This is a genomic window from Dyadobacter arcticus, assembly GCF_011762185.1.
Taxonomy (GTDB): Bacteria; Bacteroidota; Bacteroidia; order Cytophagales; family Spirosomataceae; genus Dyadobacter; species Dyadobacter arcticus.
In genome coordinates, this window is sequence record NZ_JAASQJ010000005.1 from 98,400 (window position 1) to 113,600 (window position 15,201).

General features: G+C 41.6%; 12 protein-coding genes. 10 read left to right on the top strand and 2 right to left on the bottom strand.

Annotation, left to right across the window (positions count from 1 at the left end):
- Positions 1-2 precede the first annotated feature (2 nt).
- Both rsmG and FHS68_RS21975 read right to left on the bottom strand, forming a co-directional pair.
- Positions 3-623: a 16S rRNA (guanine(527)-N(7))-methyltransferase RsmG gene (rsmG, locus tag FHS68_RS21970; protein WP_167274984.1), complete on the bottom strand. Its 621-nt coding sequence runs from the start codon at positions 621-623 to the stop codon at positions 3-5.
- The gene (locus tag FHS68_RS21975; RefSeq protein ID WP_167274986.1) at positions 614-1,744 is read right to left on the bottom strand and encodes a glycosyltransferase; all 1,131 of its coding nucleotides are present in this window, start codon (positions 1,742-1,744) and stop codon (positions 614-616) included. Before FHS68_RS21975 ends, rsmG begins: the two co-directional genes overlap by 10 nt.
- 110 nt (positions 1,745-1,854) lie before the next feature.
- Here FHS68_RS21975 and tgt point away from each other — a divergent pair, with 110 nt between their 5' ends.
- The 10 genes from tgt to FHS68_RS22025 all read left to right on the top strand — a co-directional run bounded on the left by tgt (position 1,855) and on the right by FHS68_RS22025 (position 15,024).
- Positions 1,855-2,988 (top strand): tRNA guanosine(34) transglycosylase Tgt, encoded by a 1,134-nt coding sequence (tgt, locus tag FHS68_RS21980; protein ID WP_167274989.1) that lies wholly within the window; start codon positions 1,855-1,857, stop codon positions 2,986-2,988.
- A 222-nt stretch (positions 2,989-3,210) separates the two neighbouring features.
- Positions 3,211-4,665, top strand: a complete 1,455-nt coding sequence (locus FHS68_RS21985; protein WP_167274992.1) for an OmpA family protein — start codon at positions 3,211-3,213, stop codon at positions 4,663-4,665.
- Positions 4,666-4,785: 120 nt separating this feature from the next.
- Positions 4,786-5,889, top strand: coding sequence for a UDP-galactopyranose mutase (glf, locus tag FHS68_RS21990; protein WP_167274994.1), 1,104 nt, complete (start codon positions 4,786-4,788; stop codon positions 5,887-5,889).
- A gap of 142 nt (positions 5,890-6,031) precedes the next feature.
- A complete protein-coding gene (locus tag FHS68_RS21995) occupies positions 6,032-8,377 on the top strand; it encodes a GumC family protein (RefSeq protein ID WP_167274997.1) in 2,346 nt (781 codons plus the stop codon).
- Positions 8,374-9,378 (top strand): N-acetylneuraminate synthase family protein, encoded by a 1,005-nt coding sequence (locus tag FHS68_RS22000; RefSeq protein WP_167274999.1) that lies wholly within the window; start codon positions 8,374-8,376, stop codon positions 9,376-9,378. Before FHS68_RS21995 ends, FHS68_RS22000 begins: the two co-directional genes overlap by 4 nt.
- On the top strand, positions 9,378-10,529 hold the full coding sequence (gene neuC / locus FHS68_RS22005; protein WP_167275002.1) for a UDP-N-acetylglucosamine 2-epimerase: 1,152 nt from the start codon (positions 9,378-9,380) through the stop codon (positions 10,527-10,529). The genes FHS68_RS22000 and neuC overlap by 1 nt, the downstream gene beginning before the upstream one ends.
- Positions 10,529-11,254 carry an acylneuraminate cytidylyltransferase family protein gene (locus tag FHS68_RS22010; protein ID WP_167275004.1) on the top strand — a complete coding sequence of 242 codons (726 nt, stop codon included), beginning with the start codon at positions 10,529-10,531 and terminating at the stop codon, positions 11,252-11,254. Before neuC ends, FHS68_RS22010 begins: the two co-directional genes overlap by 1 nt.
- On the top strand, positions 11,224-12,612 hold the full coding sequence (locus tag FHS68_RS22015; RefSeq protein ID WP_167275007.1) for a CDP-glycerol glycerophosphotransferase family protein: 1,389 nt from the start codon (positions 11,224-11,226) through the stop codon (positions 12,610-12,612). The genes FHS68_RS22010 and FHS68_RS22015 overlap by 31 nt, the downstream gene beginning before the upstream one ends.
- The gene (locus FHS68_RS22020; RefSeq protein ID WP_167275010.1) at positions 12,600-14,000 is read left to right on the top strand and encodes an O-antigen ligase family protein; all 1,401 of its coding nucleotides are present in this window, start codon (positions 12,600-12,602) and stop codon (positions 13,998-14,000) included. The genes FHS68_RS22015 and FHS68_RS22020 overlap by 13 nt, the downstream gene beginning before the upstream one ends.
- Before the next feature lie 163 nt (positions 14,001-14,163).
- Complete coding sequence (locus FHS68_RS22025) at positions 14,164-15,024, top strand: glycosyltransferase (protein WP_167275012.1); 861 nt, start codon at positions 14,164-14,166, stop codon at positions 15,022-15,024.
- Positions 15,025-15,201 lie beyond the last annotated feature (177 nt).

The following is a 15,201-nucleotide window of genomic DNA, read 5'->3' on the forward strand; positions in this document are numbered from 1 at the left end:
GTTTATAAAGGTACATATACCACCTTTTTGGTCTCAAAGAATTCTTCTTCAAAATAGTTGGATAGCTCGTAAATACGCGATTTTCCTGTCAATTCTGACAGTTCCTCGGTAAGGTCCCCGCCTTTTAGATATAAAATCCCATTCCTGAGTTCATGAAATGAATTTTTGCTGATGTTCTTTTTAACCCATCCTACAAATGGATTAATGCGCGTTACTGCCCTGCTAATCACAAATTCATAAGAACCTTCCAGCTTTTCAGCCCGGATTTGCTCAGCCTTTACATTATTGAGCTTTAATGCATTGGCTATCTCCTTTACAACCCTTATTTTTTTACCTACACTATCTACCAGGTGAAACTGCGACTCTGGAAAAAGGATAGCAAGCGGTATTCCGGGAAAACCTCCGCCTGTTCCCACGTCAAGCATACTTGTTCCGGATTTGAATGGCTGAACTTTTGCGATCCCCATCGAATGCAGCACATGCCTTTCATATAATGTATCAATGTCCTGGCGTGAAATTACATTGACACGCGCATTCCAATACTGATACAAATCCTCCATCTGGCCAAACTTAGTGCGCTGGTCTTCGGTCAGGTCGGGGAAATATTTATGAATTAATTCCATGTTCTGCGTGGTCTTCGTCTGGTCAGGGTACGGATTCCGAAGACTAAGTAATAGATAAACAAGGCGAAATCCATCAATAAAAAGCTAAACCATTCCACGGTTTTATCCAGCTTAATGTTAATTATAATTAAGAGGAACCATTGAATGATCCACCTCACCCCAATCACAATTCCCAGGTATTGAAGAAATGAAACATTACGATTGATAAGCCCAAATGCCAATGCCCCCAGGCCAACGGCCCAAATTCCAACGTGAGTTCCCGACAGCATACCTAATAAAAACTTATTGCGAGGCTTGTAATATCTGCTAACAGAAATGTGCCTGTGTTTTTGACGAAACCAGTCTTTCCAGGTGGTTTTTGGTTTGGAATAAACAAATGAATCTTCCTCGATTGAAATGGTGGTATTGGCACTTGTGGAAACTTCATTCAGGAATATATCGTCGTCTCCGCCATATACATGTTTATGTGTATAAAATCCTTTATTGGCAAAAAACACGGACTTTTTATACAGAATATTACGTCCAACACCCATATAAGTCAGTCCGGCGAGGGCAAATGATAAGTATTGGACAGCTGTATAAAATGTTTCGCAGCGAATAAACCAATTCAGCAACCCCGCCTCTCTCGCATAAGGTGAAAACCCTAAAACGATTTCTTTGTCCTCAGTAACTCTGGAAGTCATTGCAGTAATCCAATGGTTTGAGGAAGGCCGGCAATCCGCATCAGTCATTAGGGCAATCGGATATTTGGCTTGCTTCATTCCTACTGTCAATGCGTATTTTTTAGGAGTTACATGGTCAAACTGATCGCTGATACGGATATAGCGAATGTGCTTCCATTGCTGGATATTCGCCCTAATAAATTCTTCACTTCCATCATCGGACCGATCATCCAGAAGGATTACTTCAAAATCCGGATATTCCTGTGCATCCAGCAAGGGCAGCAGTTCAGTAAGGTTCTCTAGTTCATTCCAGGCACAGACCAGTACTGTCACGCCAGGCATTGCATTGCCGTAATTTGCGCCTTTCCCGTAAAATGCCAGTCTTGTAAAAAAGAAGATATAATAGAATAACTGAACACACACAAACGCTCCCAGCGCATAGAGTAAATAATCGGCCACAATAGAAGAGAGAAGTAAAATTTTATCAAATTCAATACAAATATACAGTCATTGTCAGCAATGTTAGAGACCTGCAACCTATTTTTGCGGATCAGTAATTTAAGCATTTAATGAAGTTTACACTACAAGCTGAGGATCCAGGGTCGAAGGCAAGAGCGGGATTTATTGAAACGGATCACGGGGTAATACAGACGCCCATCTTCATGCCGGTAGGCACTGCGGGAACGGTCAAAGCAGTGCATCAGCGGGAATTGAAGGAGGATATCAAAGCACAAATTATATTAGGAAATACTTACCACCTCTATTTGCGGCCAGGACTTGACATCATCAGTAAGGCTGGGGGATTACATGCATTCAATGGCTGGGACAGGCCAATGCTCACGGATAGTGGAGGATATCAGGTTTATTCCCTCGCCGGAACGGGCCGGAAGATCAATGAAGAGGGTGTGGTATTTAAGTCACACATTGACGGTGGCGTACACACATTCACGCCGGAAAATGTTGTGGATATTCAGCGGACAATTGGGGCCGATATTATCATGGCTTTCGATGAATGTACTCCTTATCCTTGCGACTATACTTACGCTCGCCAATCAATGGACATGACGCATCGGTGGCTTCTGCGCTGCTGCGCAAGGTTTGATCATACCAACCCTTTATATAGTCACAGCCAGACACTTTTCCCAATTGTTCAGGGAAGTGTTTATAGAGACCTCAGAATACAATCTGCTGAATTCATAGCTGCATGTGAAAGAGAAGGGAATGCAATAGGGGGCCTGTCGGTGGGAGAACCAGCAGACATGATGTATGAGCTAACAGAGGTGGTTTGTGATATCTTGCCAAAAGAAAAGCCCAGATACTTGATGGGCGTAGGAACTCCCATGAACATTCTGGAATGTATTGCACTTGGTGTTGATATGTTCGACTGTGTAATGCCTACCCGCAATGCACGTAATGGCATGATTTTTACTACCGAAGGGACAGTGAACATCCGTAATGAGAAATGGAAGGATGACTTCTCACCGATTGATGCAGGGCTTGGCGGATATGTTAGTACTTTTTACAGTAAGGCATATTTGAGGCATCTGGTGAAGTCGGGAGAAATGTTGGGATCGCAAATCGCCAGCGTTCACAATCTAACTTTTTATTTATGGCTGGTAAACACGGCGAGGGAGAAAATTATCAACGGTAGCTTCCCATTCTGGAAGAAAGAAATGGAAAAAAAATTAATTCAGCGGCTTTGAAAGTTCAAAAAAGGGCGTTTCATTCGGGTAAATTTTAAATTTATTATCAGGAAACTTTTCCATTTGTCTCAAGTTCGGTTGATTAAATGATATTGTTAACCTATTTTTGTCGCACTAGGCATTTGGTTAATATGCAATTGGCCATGAAATAAATATATAACTTTACTCATAATTGACTACCGATCAATCCTAGTTAATCTCAATAACGCTAACTTGAATAGTATGAAAAAAGTATCCCAGTTGATTTGTTCGTTTGCCTTGGCGGCAATGATGGCGCTGCCTTCATTGGCACAACCACTAGAGCAACCGAATTCTCCGGATTACAATCCAAAAGCAACGTATGATGGCCCATACAAACTGAACACATGGTCAGTTTCTGCACACATTGGCCCATCAATGTTTTTTGGAGATTTAAGAGAATATGATTTTTGGCCTGTAACGAAAACCAATTCCGACAGCCATAAAGAATCCGGAACAATTCAAGGCGGTTTGACTTTAAATAAGCAGCTTTCATACTGGTTTGGATCTCGTCTTGATCTTTCTATTGGTAACCTTAGGGGTATGAAACGTCGGATGTATAACCGTTATTTTGAGGGTAATTATTTTGATGTTTCAGTAGCCGGAACGGTCAACTTGAAAGGGCTTTTAATGGGGCCCAATAAAATGAAGCGTTGGAAGGTTGATGCATATGTTGGTATAGGACAGGTTTTTTACAGTGCCGAAGCATATGATTTGACCGGTGGTGTAAGACTTCGCGATACTGGCAGCATGAACGACTGGATTGTTCCTACTGGGCTGAACGTGAACTATGAGGTGACCAAAAGGATTGATATTGGCCTTGACTTCCGTTTAAATCATACAAATTCTGATTATCTGGATGCTACTTACGGCGGTGATTATGATAGAACGCCAAACTCATTTAACATTGGTGACCAGAAAACTTCACATAAAGGAAATTCTGAATTAGATAGCTACGGTTACGGATCTGTTCAGGTAACATACAAGCTAGGTAAAAACCCTTTGAAAGTTGCGAAGGTAGATGGCAAATGGGATTACAAACCTGATGAAGGGGGGTATTATCACCTGCGATATACTGATCCAAAGGTGTTAATCAAACCACCGAAAATTCTTACGCTTGAAGAAATGGACTCTGTGGCAAAAGCCAATCGTCCAAAAGACATCGATCCAAGATTGTTGCTTGATACAGATGGTGATGGAGTTTCTGACTTCTTTGATAAAGAGCCTAATTCGCCTGCAGGAAGCGTTGTAGATGGTGGTGGTCGCGTTCTTGATTTTGATGCATATGTTAAAAATGCACTCAAAAATGGTGCAGCCTGCAGCGAAATTTTTGCAAACGTTAATTTCGATACAGATAAAAACACCATCAAACCAGAAGCGCAGGAAATGCTGAAAAATGTGGCGAAGTTGATGAATCTGAATGGTTGTCGTCTGCAATTGGCCGGACATACTGACCGTCGTGCTTCTGACCGTTACAATATCGCACTTTCACGTCGCCGGGTTGATGCCGTTAAAAACTACCTGATCAACGAAGCAGGCTTGACAGACCCGAGCAAAGTAATTGTTGATTACTTCGGATCATTCAAACCAATCGCTGATAGTGCAAGACGTGAAGGTCTTCAGAAAAACCGTCGCGTAGAATTGAAACTTCTTCCATAGTGATTAAGAGAATGAGATAAAAGGAAAGGCTCCCCGCAAGGAGCCTTTCCTTTTATAAAGCAGTCATAGTTTGACTATTACGTTTACTGACAATCCACATTATAATCGAAAAACAGCTTAATGAAAGAATACGATTACCTAATTGTAGGTGCAGGGCTCTGGGGTTCTGTTTTTGCACACGAAGCGACAAAAAGAGGAAAAAAATGCTTGGTCATTGACCGTAGAGCGCACACGGGCGGGAATATCTATTGTGAAAACGTTGAGGGTATTAATGTTCACAAATACGGGGCGCACATTTTCCACACCAATGATAAAGACGTTTGGGATTATGTGAATTCTTTTGTCGAGTTCAACCGGTATACCAACTCTCCCGTTGCCAATTTTAACGGAGAACTCTACAATCTTCCTTTTAACATGAATACATTCTACCAGTTGTGGAAGGTAAAAACGCCGGAAGAGGCCAAGGCCAAAATCCGGGAACAGGTTGAGGAAGCCGGAATTACAGATCCAAAAAATCTGGAAGAACAGGCCATTTCTCTGGTAGGTACCGACATTTATCAGAAATTGATAAAGGCTTATACCGAAAAACAGTGGGGCAGAAAAGCTACTGAGCTGCCAGCATTTATTATTAAACGGCTGCCAGTACGGTTTACTTTTGATAACAACTATTTTAACGACCGTTATCAGGGGATTCCAATCGGCGGTTACAATAAGCTGACCGAAGGTCTTTTAAAAGATGTTGAAACAAGGCTGGGTGTTGATTTTTTTAAAGAGCGTGAAGCATTAACATCGCTGGCTGAAACTACAATTTACACCGGCCCAATCGACGAATACTTTGATTTTCGTTTTGGACAATTAGAGTACCGCGGCCTTCGCTTCGAGAATCAGCTTTTGGATCAGGAAAACTATCAGGGCAATGCAGTAGTCAATTACACGGATGGTGAAACTCCGTTTACGAGGATCATTGAACATAAACATTTTGAGTTTGGGACACAGCCGAAAACAGTTATCACCCACGAATTTCCCGAAGAATGGGTGAAAGGTGCTGAGCCTTACTATCCGGTAAATGACGATAAGAACACTGGAGTTTTTAATCAATACAAGGCATTGGCTGCTTTGGAAGAAAATGTGATTTTTGGCGGACGGCTTGCAGAGTATCGTTACTACGATATGCATCAGGTTGTAGCCTCGGCGCTGAAAAAAGTGCGAGTGCATTTCGGCTAAAAAAAATGCGTTATCTTCTTCCAATCCCTGTTTATGTCAGCAAGACTAAGCAGGGATTTTTTGGTTAAAAAAAAATTACACTAAACGCGTTAATTAATTTACAACTGTCCGTCTAAATCATACTAACCATTCCTAGTATGTAATGAGCGGATCAAACTTAGAAATTGTTGCAACTCACAAAGGCAGACGTGAAAGTCTGCCAGTCGTTGCTATTTTGCAGGAAGCCTGGCAGAACAGATTATGGTTTATTTTTTCGTTTCTCTCCCTTCTGTTTATCGCTCATCTAATTCTCAGGTACACAACGCCTCAGTACCTGATCAGTGCATCCCTGCTCATTCGTGACGACTCACGCGGGACTGACTTTGGAGACGCAGCATTACTCGAAGGTCTCGGGCTATCACCTATTAAGAGTAGCGTTGATAATGAGGTTGAAATTCTGAAAAGCCGTGCACTTTTGGAAGAAGTTATAGATGACCTTCAACTGCATGTTCAATATTTCGCAACCGGCCACCTAAAAACAACCGAGATTTATGATAAGTCTCCTTTTCGGTTGCGTTTGCTTCAACCCGAGTATTCTTTAACTCCGGCTACGTATCAAATAGAATTATCTGGCATCAACTCCTACACACTATCAACTCAAAATCAGAGCTTTACGGGCACCTTCAAAGATTCATTACTTCTCCCGCAAGGCTTGGCAATACTTACCCGCACGCGTTTCGAACCATCTCATGACGACAAATATTCCATTGTAGTCAGAGATAAAGATGAAATCCTGAAAAATTTTGCGAATGCGTTATCGGTATCTGCTAGCAACAGAATGGCTAGCATTGTCAACATTAACATTACCGATATCCTCCCCGTAAAAGGAGAGGCAATCCTGAAACAGCTGATAATCAATTACTCTCAGGCCAGCGTAAACGACAAAAATAGAATTGCTGACAGCACACTGGCTTACATTACCGAAAATCTCAATGAAGTCACAGCTGAATTGAGCGCAATAGAGAAAAATATAGAACAGTATCGCAGTCGAAATCACCTGACAGACATTGCGGAAAATGGGCGTCTGTTACTTCATAATTCAGATCAATATGCGAAGGAAGCAAATCAACAATCAATCAGATTGGAAATAATAGAGTCTCTGGAAAAGTACCTTACGGAAAATCCGGAGCATGCTGTCCCTTCTTCTTTGTTTCAGCAAGAAAACAGCTTTACCGATCTCGCGAAAAAATACAATGAAATTCAATTGTTGCGTAAAAAAATACTGGCGACCGTCTCCGAGTCGCATCCTTCCATGCGTCCACTCGATTCACAAATCGTAACCCTCAAAGCAGACTTACGAGCTGGAATTATTGCCCAAAAAAATGAGCTGAAAGTTAGCATAATTGCATTGAACCGATTTACTGAACGTTTTCACCGTCAAATCAATCAAATCCCGGGCAAGGAACGGATGCTAGTTAACTATTGGCGGCAACAGCAAGTGAAGCAGGAATTATATGTCTATTTATTGAAAAAACGCGTTGAAACTGCTATTTCAAGGTCTTCAACCATTGCCAATGCAAGGGTAATTGATTTGCCAAAAGCAGACAAAATTCCGGTTAGGCCTAACAAGCAACTGGTATTGATGATGTCCGGTCTGATCGGATTAGCATTACCAATCGCTATACAGCATCTCAGAGCTCTTTTTAACAATAAAATAAGCAGTAAGGCAGAAATTGTCAACAGTTGCAACGTCCCCATTTTGGCAGAAATCAGTCATCAAAATGACTTTATCGCTGAAATCTTTCATTCCAACAAACGTAGCATTGTCGCCGAGCAGTTCCGGATTTTTAGGACCAATATTCTATTTATCGCTGTCGCTCAAAAGTGTCAGACAATTTTGATCACATCGGGGATGGGCGGCGAAGGCAAGTCATTCATTGCGCTCAATTTATCGGCTTCACTTGCATTATCCGGCAAGAAAGTTCTGCTCATTGAATTTGATCTTCGAAAACCCACATTGGCAGGGACATTGAACCTGAAAAAGTCCGGGTTCACCGACTACCTTATCTCTAATCAGAACATTGAAGATTTTCTTCAAGTATCCGGGAGCGATTACTCCTTTCACATACTTACCTCAGGTCAGGAGCCCCCAAATCCAGCAGAAATTTTGTGCTTTGCCAAGGTTGCGGAAATGATCCATGCATTCAAGAAAATGTATGACTACATCATTTTCGACACTCCTCCAATTGGTCTGGTGACTGATTCACAGCTTCTTAGCTCCTACGCAGATATTTCGTTTTATGTGATTCGTCAGCAATTTACATTCAAGGATCAACTGGAAGACGTTGCCGAAATATTCAAAGAAAATCGGTTGCCAAAATTGCATCTGATCCTAAACGGTACCCGACAGCTCCCTGATTACAGATATAGTTACGGATATATTGAGAAACCTCCAAATGCATTAATGAAGCAGATTAGAAAACTAAAACTTAATTCAAAAACCTCATGAAGAACATATACATCATTGCAGAAATTGGGCAGGCGCATGAAGGAAGTGTGGGGCTCGCGCACTCGTATATCGACGCGCTGGCCAATACTGGAATAAATGCAATCAAGTTCCAAATGCACATTGCGGAAGCAGAAAGCAGCATTTATGAATCATTCCGGATCCCGTTCTCCTATGAAGATGACACGAGATTGGCGTACTGGAAAAGAATGGAATTTTCAAAAACGCATTGGGTTGAGCTAAAAGAACATTGTGAAGTGAGGAAACTGGATTTCATAGTAAGCCCATTTTCAGTTCGGGCCGTCGAAACGCTTAATGAAATAGGTGTCGCTACCATTAAAATTGGTTCGGGGGAACTTGACGATTTTTTGATTTTGGACAAAATATCAGATTTGGGCAAAAACATCATCCTATCCTCAGGTATGAGCTCACTTCCTGATCTGGATTATGCAGTGGATTTTCTGAAAAGCAAGCATTGTTCCTTCGCGTTAATGCAATGCACAACCGCCTACCCAACCAGGCCACGCCAATGGGGATTGAACATGATTGCCGAGTTTAGCAAACGCTATCAAATCCCAATAGGCTTTTCTGATCATTCCGGGGATATCTATGCTTGTCTGGCGGCAGCAAGTCTCGGTGCTCGGCTGCTAGAATTTCATGTCACTTTCGATAAAAGAATGTTTGGCCCTGACAGTTCCTCCTCCCTGACTATTGACCAGGTACATAAGCTTGTAAAGGGAGTCAGGCAGATTGAAATAGGTTTAGTCAATCCAATTAATAAAGCAGATCCTTCAGATTTCAGGTCTTTGAAATCAATTTTCGGAAAGTCTCTGGCGGTAAACAAACCGCTTAAAATGGGGCACTTATTAGCCGTTGAAGATCTTGAATCCAAGAAGCCGGCAGGTTATGGAGTTTGTGTAAAAAGTTACAAGAACCTCTTAGGAAAAGCATTGGCAAAAGATGTCGACCAGTGGGACTTTTTGACTGAAAATCATTTTTCCTAATGCGAAAAATTTGTGTAGTCGTCTCTGCAAGAGCCAGTTATAGCAGATCAAAAACATTGCTTTCGGCGATAAAGGAGCATTCTAATCTGCAACTTCAATTAGTGGTAATGGCAAGTGCGTTACTAAATAAGTTTGGCCACGTCGCATCGAACATTGAGAGCGACGGGTTTGAAATCACCGCGATCGTCACGAATTGCCTGGAAGCAGAGTACCGGACGTCTGCTGCAAAAACAACCGGATTGGGGATTATTGAGCTTGCTACCATTTTTGATCACCTTAGGCCCGATGTCGTTGTAACCATTGCCGACCGGTTTGAAACCATGTCGACGGCCATTGCCGCCAGTTACATGAATATACCGCTCGCCCACATTCAGGGAGGAGAAGTAACAGGTAACATTGATGAAAAAGTAAGGCACGCCATCACCAAACTTGCAGACATTCACTTTGTCGCAACCAAAGACGCCCGGTCTCGAGTAATCCGCCTGGGTGAACGACCTGAAACTGTACATTTAACAGGTTGCCCCTCCATTGATCTGGCTTTGGAAACATTAAATACTGCCGCACCGGTTTCTGATCCTTGTTATTTGTACGGAGGCATCGGCTTGCAGCCCGATCTTTCCAATCCTTATTTAATGGTACTTCAGCATTCCGTGACGTCCGAATCAGAATGCGCCAAAATTCAGATCGACAGCACTTTGGAAGCTGTTCGATTGTTAGGAATGCCAACTTTATGGTTTTGGCCCAACTCCGATCCTGGAACTTGTGAAATAGCCAAAGGTATCAGAACCTTTCATGAACGGAATCCAGACTTACCTGTCCACTTTTTCAAAAATATCCCTTACGCGACTTTCCTGCATCTCATTCATCAATGTGCTTGTCTGGTCGGCAATTCGAGTACCGGTATCCGCGAAGGCGCGTGCCTCGGAGTCCCTACTGTAAATATCGGAAGCAGGCAATCCGGTAGGGAAAGGGGAAAAAATGTGGTGGATGCCGAACCTGAGACTGGTTCCATTGTCACAGCCATTAAATATCAACTAACGCAAAGTCGCTACACGCCCAATTTCCTGTATGGAGATGGGCATGCAGGTGTCAAAATCGCACAGATTCTTGCAGAGATACCTCTCACATTTGAAAAGAAAATAACCTACTAATGAACATTAATCCAAGAATACTTGCCATCATTCCAGCCCGTGGGGGATCCAAAAGTGTATCGAACAAAAACATGAAATTGATTGGAGACAAACCGCTTATTGCTTACACCATTGAGTCGGCTTTACAGGCAAAAATGCTCACCAAAATCATTGTTTCCAGCGACAATTTGGATACGCTCAATTTTGCAAGACAATTTACCGGAATTGAGATCCCATTTACCCGTCCCAGGCAGCTAGCGACAGATGCGTCACCAACAATTGATGTCGTGAAACATGCGCTGCTACATTATCTGGCTCATGGAATCTCTTTTGATTTTGTCGTATTGCTTCAACCTACTTCACCATTCCGAAGCTGCGATCTGATCGACAATGCGATTAAGCACATTATACATTCGCACGCCGATTGCCTCATTTCAGTCCAAAAAATTCCAGACCGATTTAACCCCTATTGGTCATTTGAATGCCAGGATAAGACCCTTAAGATGGTAGGCCCTGGCGAAAAGCTTATTTCCAGACGTCAAAACTTGCCAGACACTTTTCACAGGGACGGGAAAATTTACATTACCAGGACCTCTCTTATTATGCAGGGAAAATTAATAGGCGGGACGATCGCAGGCTTTATTGCTGACAATGAACCTGATATAAATATCGATACCCCCGAAGATTGGAAGAACGCACATATAGCCATGGAAAAATGGAAAACCATTCTAAAAAATCAATTCTGATTTTGATCACCAATAGTTTTGCGGCAATTAATGTGATACACAGCGGCCTGCTCAAAAAGTTAGCTGACAAATATGCGGTCTCTCTTATTTCCACATTGATTGGACAGCACGAAATTTTACAGATAAACGAGTATTTCAAAATCAATGTGAAGTTGTTGAATATTCGAGTTCAGGATGAGACTCGCATCATTAAATGCTTACGAAAAGTTGAAAAACTGCTATTCTGCATTGCATACGACATTAAGACCCAAGAAATCAAAATTTCAAAACAACCAGTCTTAGTTCGGGCATTGATACGCTTTCTGAAATTTTTTGCTTTTACCAGAAGTGCAACGCTGCTGGGGCTTATTCCTTTGAGGAAATTCATTATACTTTTTTCATCTCGGTTGTCCAGCCCGAAATCGTTGCGCAGCTATCACTTTGACGGCGTAGTTTCTTCGTCCCCATTGGATATCAGAGAAAATAGCATTGTGAATTTTTTAAAAAGACAAAACATAAAGGCGTTGGGGATGATTATCAGCTGGGATAATCTTACTTCCAAAGGCATCATCAATGCCCGACACGATTACTTGCTAGTTTGGAATCAACTGATGGCCAATGAATTCATTCGATTTTACTCAGTTTTTAAATTAAAAGAGAAAATCTGCATAACGGGCATTCCCAGATTCGATTTACATTTTCGGGATGGGCATCAGATGGAGGTAGAGCAATTATTCAGAAACCAATTTGCCATCTCTCCTTCTGACAAAGTGATCTTTTTCGCAACCAGCGCGGCTAAGCATTTTGTCAACCAAAAATTGATTTTCAACCACTTACAAGAATACCTGCAACTCCGGGAAAATATCATTCTCATTGTAAGATGCCATCCCGCCGACAACTTTGAACTGTATAAACCTTATTTGCATGAAGGCAAAGTCAGGATTTGGCATGTGGAAAATCCCGTAACTGATGCTTCGAGAATGTTCATGGAGTGGCTGCCGCCATTGGATTATCTTGATTCTCTGTCGCGTATGCTAAAAAACTGTAACGTGTGCGTGCAAGTCGCATCAACGATTCGGCTGGATGCTGCTGCTTGCGACAAACCTGTCATTAGCATTGCCTATGATGGCGATCAAATTTTGCCTTGGAGCCATTCGGTAAGGCGACTTTATGATTATTCCCATCAAGTTCCTGTAAATCAGCTAGCAGTCGATGATGTGGCATTTTGTAAAAACGACTTGTTTGATTCACTTGATAAAATTCTGCATGAAAATTACATTAAACCGGATTTACGAAAAGCCATCAAATCAATTCTTTACACAACCAAACCCGACGCTGTTGAATTCTCCATGAAATATATAGGAGAATGGCTGGATTGATCAGGGAAATAATACAAAAATGGCTGCTATCTGTATCGCTGACATCTGTTTTGAGCGTATTCTTCGATGAGTTGCTTCGCATTGGAGAAAGCCCTTTTCAATCGCTAGTCGTCCTTTCCTTTTATACTTATTGCAGTATAACCCTTTTTTCATCTTCTGCGCATAAGCTTTTCCACGTCATCAGCATTCCAATCATTACCCAATTCTTACATTTGTTTCAAAAGTACACATTCACGGCAGGTGCAAACTCGATCTGGCGCTTACTTCCATTCTTGTTGCTTGTATTCTATTTTCTCTACTTTTTTATCAGGAAAAATCCGAAGCTATCCCAAAGTGAAAATTTGTTTCTTGTATCCTGGATCATCGGAAACTTCTGCTATTTCCTGATCTCCCCCAATCTGCACAAAATCGTAATCGGAGGCTTTTTGCTGTACCTGATCACGTTGCCCATGTATTTCCTGTATTTCACGCATGCAATGCATGATGCTGACTTTTGTGCTAAAATCGAAGGCTATCTAAGTTTGCTATTTACAATGCTGGGTCTCGGAACTTTTGGATTGGTAATAGCGGCCGCGGATTATAAAGGCTCGGATAACTTATTGGCAACGAGGAATATTACAGATACCAATGTCACAATGGCTTATTTTATTTTACTTTGGCCATTTACACTACTTTATTGTCGGCAACGCATTGCTTCATTCCCCGCAACCCTATTCATGCTTTTCATTTTTTTAGGCGTAGTGGTTTTTTCATTTTCGAGAGGTGCAGTATTTATCATCATCCCCTACCTCATTGTCACATTGCTTTTGATAAGGGGCCAAAAGCAAATCTGGTGGCTGATTTTTGCCGTAGTAGTCGCATTGGTTTTCATTCCCGAGCTAGCAAACTTTACCGATCGTCAGGATCTGGCTTATTTCTGGCGGTTGCGGTTTGGCGATTTTCAAAATATCAGCGCAGCAATTGAAAAATTACAAACAGCAAGCGGTCGTGCGGAAATTCATGCCATCGCATATGGTCTGTTTCTTCAAAGCCCTTTATTTGGTCATGGAATTGGAAGTTTTGAAACCTTAGGCCCGGGGTATCGTGAAGCGCATTCCATATTTTTTACATTATTAGCTGAACAAGGCATTATCGGAATAGTATATATGTATTCCATTTTTTTAAGTCTTGGATTTTCTCTCATAAAAATTAGCTGCATCAATGTTAAATATGCACTTCTGCCCATCAGCCTGACCTTCTACTTGCTTTTTAATCACACAGTCGGAACCGTCTTTGTCATCATTCCCGGCAAAAGCGTAACAATTAATTGCATCGCCCCTATGCTTTTGCTCTGCCATTATTTTTATGCAAAAAGCAAAGTCTTGGAAAGAACCGCCAATGATGCGTAAAATACTAATCGTTGGAAAAATACCGCCGCCAATTGGAGGGGTTACCGTTCATATAAGCAGATTGGTAAGGGGATTGAAAGAAAAAAAATTTACGCGATTTTCCTTTTGTGACTTAGAACGAGACCAATGGTTTGTGATTATTTTAAAGATAGTACGCCATCAAGTGATCCATCTGCACCTATCCAAACCCTATCAACAGCTCATCTTCGCTCTTTTTTGCAAGATATTTGCCAAAAAGTTGATCATCACATACCATGGAAACTGGGGACGCTATGGGATATTTGGAAATTGGATGGTAAGCATGTCCGCGTGGCTAGCGTCCGTGCCGGTTGTTCAAAATGCGGGGAGCTTTCAAAAAGCAATATTTCTTAACAAAAATGCGAGGCGGATCTCCACATTTATATCGTCAGCTGACGTTCCAGAATTAAGCGAGCAGCAACTTTTTGTCCTGACCACATTTATCAAAAGTTATCAAATAATCCTTTGTACCAATGCCTGGAACCTGGCTTTCGATCGAAATGGGAGTGAAACTTATGGAATATCTGATATAATCCGACGTGTCAAAAGCGAACCGGATGTTGCACTAATCATATCCGACCCTTCGAAAAATTATGAGAAGTACATGAAGAGCACATTTGAAAATGTCCCTTCCAATGTTCTTTTCGTAACGTATGCTCATGATTTCCGGTGCATTCTTCGTATTTCGGACGCCTTCATCCGTAATACTACAACCGACGGGGTATCATTGTCTATCCATGAAGCGATGGAGGCAAATGTTCCAATATTTGCATCCGATTCTGTGGAGCGACCAGCTTTCTGCTGGCTTTTTAGGGATATTATGAAAGTTGATTTTCGGGATGCTATTGTACTGGCAGGGAATTTGTTAGATAGAGAAGCTCCTCAGATGATATACGCCGACCCGGTGGATGATCTTATTTCCTTATATAATTTGTACCTGGACAAAAAGTACCTGGACAAAAACGAGGTATGTGATGTGAACTGTCCGAAAAAAACAAAGGCATAGAAAAATTTCCATGCCCTGTTTCACACTATACACACACTATATTTTTAATATCTATATATCTCGTTTGATAATTCCTAAACTAAGTTTCAATATCGCAAAATAACAAACTAAAGTAATTAGAAAAAAACTTTCGATTGTGAATTTCTAAATTCTAGTAAGAAAATAATGGACAATTCT

What these genes read in the sequence shown, in the direction of transcription:
- FHS68_RS22000 (WP_167274999.1), top strand. Translation starts at nt 8,374, where the DNA reads ATGAAGAACATATACATCATTGCAGAAATTGGGCAGGCGCATGAAGGA.
- FHS68_RS22020 (WP_167275010.1), top strand. Translation starts at nt 12,600, where the DNA reads ATGGCTGGATTGATCAGGGAAATAATACAAAAATGGCTGCTATCTGTA.
- neuC (WP_167275002.1), top strand. Translation starts at nt 9,378, where the DNA reads ATGCGAAAAATTTGTGTAGTCGTCTCTGCAAGAGCCAGTTATAGCAGA.
- FHS68_RS21995 (WP_167274997.1), top strand. Translation starts at nt 6,032, where the DNA reads ATGAGCGGATCAAACTTAGAAATTGTTGCAACTCACAAAGGCAGACGT.
- FHS68_RS22010 (WP_167275004.1), top strand. Translation starts at nt 10,529, where the DNA reads ATGAACATTAATCCAAGAATACTTGCCATCATTCCAGCCCGTGGGGGA.
- FHS68_RS22015 (WP_167275007.1), top strand. Translation starts at nt 11,224, where the DNA reads ATGGAAAACCATTCTAAAAAATCAATTCTGATTTTGATCACCAATAGT.
- FHS68_RS21985 (WP_167274992.1), top strand. Translation starts at nt 3,211, where the DNA reads ATGAAAAAAGTATCCCAGTTGATTTGTTCGTTTGCCTTGGCGGCAATG.
- glf (WP_167274994.1), top strand. Translation starts at nt 4,786, where the DNA reads ATGAAAGAATACGATTACCTAATTGTAGGTGCAGGGCTCTGGGGTTCT.
- rsmG (WP_167274984.1), bottom strand. Translation starts at nt 623, where the DNA reads ATGGAATTAATTCATAAATATTTCCCCGACCTGACCGAAGACCAGCGC.
- tgt (WP_167274989.1), top strand. Translation starts at nt 1,855, where the DNA reads ATGAAGTTTACACTACAAGCTGAGGATCCAGGGTCGAAGGCAAGAGCG.